Origin of the sequence: Anoxybacteroides voinovskiense (assembly GCF_014196205.1) — a bacterium.
In the GTDB taxonomy this organism is placed as follows: domain Bacteria; phylum Bacillota; class Bacilli; order Bacillales; family Anoxybacillaceae; genus Anoxybacteroides; species Anoxybacteroides voinovskiense.
In genome coordinates, this window is record NZ_JACIDE010000053.1 from 1 (window position 1) to 2,093 (window position 2,093).

Genomic DNA, 2,093 nt, shown 5'->3' on the forward strand with positions numbered 1-2,093 from the left:
TGTTTGTCGCTCACGTTGGAAGATGTGAATTTGGAGGAAGGCATCATTTTTGTGCAAAACGGAAAAGGGAACAAACAAAGAAAAGTGCCAATCAGTCCAAAGTTGCTTCCGTTGTTGAAGCATTACAAAGAGCACATTCGTCCAGCCACAGACAGCCCATTTTTCTTTGCCTTGTCCAAAACAGGAAAGCTGTCCGATGTGTACGTGAATCGCGTGTTGCATGAAACGACACGGAAGCTTGGCTGGAAAAAGAAAGTGACGTGCCACGTGCTTCGACATAGCTTTGCGTCCAATTTAGTGAAAAACAATGTGCACATCGTTCATATTCAAAAATTACTTGGACACGCGGATTTAAAAACAACATCGGTATACGTGCATGCGAATCAAGAGCAACTGGTGGAAGCGATTCGCACGTTATAAAGTGGGGGAGACCTCTCGTCTCTCCTCCATTCATCAGGAAAGAAGGTGTAGCACATGGCGACATCGGAAAAGCCGATCTATGATGAGCGAGTAAAGGAAATTTTGCAGGGATTGGCGGAAGGATTAACAAGAGATGAATTAGCGGAAATGTTTGGTCATGCCAATTATAAAACGCTGGATATTTACATGAGAAGAAGAAATTTCACGTGGGATAGTGAGAAAAAGACGTACGTTCCAAAGATTCCACGTGAGAAGCATCAGGAAGAAAAGGCATTGCCGCTGACAAAGGCGCAAATCGTCATTAATATGTTGAAGCAACCAACGGTCGATATTGAGGAAGTATGCAAAAAGGCAGGGGTGAAAGACCATCGGGAGCTGGCGGAATATATGACCGCCAAAGGTTATATATGGTCTCCGGATGAAAGAAACTATGTGAAAAAAACAGGGAAAATCGAACCGACACCTGCCGAACAAAAGGATGCGTGCAAGGTCAACCAAGAAGCGGAAAGGCAAGAAGAAACGCACATGTCCATTCGTTCAACGGACGAGCTTCGTCAGTTCCAACAATACCTTCCGCTGCTGGAAATGTTGCAGAAAAATAAGGAGAAGCTCATGGAATGGCTCGTGCCTACGCAAGCACCAGACACGATCCCGCGTTACATCATTCCGGGAAAAGCGAGCGGAAAGACCGTACAGATTTCGGATGCTTTGCAAAACTTGACGGTCGAATTTTGTAATCAACGAAACATTAAACAGCGTGAATTATTTGAGGTGGCATTGATTGAATTTTTCAAGCGATATGGATTTGAATATGAAATCGAGCGTCTGCTTCGATCGCATGAGTGAAGAGTGCTGGCATGTGTTGTGTCAGCCCTTCCCCTTTCCCCCGACGCAGTCCCCCGAAAAGAGAGACGTGAAACCCCAACAGCCACAAGGACAGACAGCCTTTCCCCCGCGTCCCCCATTTTTTTTGCAGTCAGATGAATGAAGCAAATGGAAGGTATTTTGTAAGCAGTTAGGGAGTTATCCTTCTTTGTGTTTTGGATCGTGATTTTTTGTATGTTTTCGTTTGTAAGGATTCCTTTCCATTATATGTTTATGCCCTTGTCCTTTTTTGTTTCATGTGTAGAAACGATCATCCTTTCGTCGTTCTTTCAGAAGATGATGGTAGATGATTTCGTTTGTTCATCTGTTTTTGATTGTTACATGCAGTCATTGACATATTCCGTAAGCTTGTTTGTTTTCAAACGTATGACGCTTATCATGATGAGAAAACCAATAGATGATGGAACATGATTTTGCATATTTTTTCTTCCTGTGACATCCATTCGAAGGTTCGAGGTTGGACAACATCTTTACTTTTTACAAAACCGCATGCGGCATCATGTTTTTATGTGATGATTTTTGGAATGGGGGAGATGGGGGACATGGGGGATTTCTTGTGCCCCATCGACAGGCACGATTCAGACATCGGGGGATGTGAAAGGGGATGGGGGATGTGTGTTATCTAGTGAAATCGTAAATAAAAAACTTCAAATAGTATCAAATCATATATCATGCTTGACATCTATTTTGCATGATTATATAATGATATCATCAAACAATCATATCGAAGGTGACAGCAATGAAACAATACAGCGGTCGAATTTTGCTTCGTATGTCCCCTGAATTGC

2 protein-coding genes are annotated in these 2,093 nt (G+C 42.9%); both read left to right on the plus strand.

The window, feature by feature from the left end; genetic code table 11:
- The coding region (locus GGR02_RS17200) for a tyrosine-type recombinase/integrase (RefSeq protein WP_183186157.1) at nucleotides 1-420 on the plus strand (420 nt) is incomplete at its 5' end.
- A gap of 54 nt (nucleotides 421-474) precedes the next feature.
- Entirely contained in the window at nucleotides 475-1,266 is a 792-nt protein-coding gene (locus GGR02_RS17205; protein WP_181519512.1) for a hypothetical protein, read from the plus strand.
- Nucleotides 1,267-2,093: the final 827 nt, after the last annotated feature.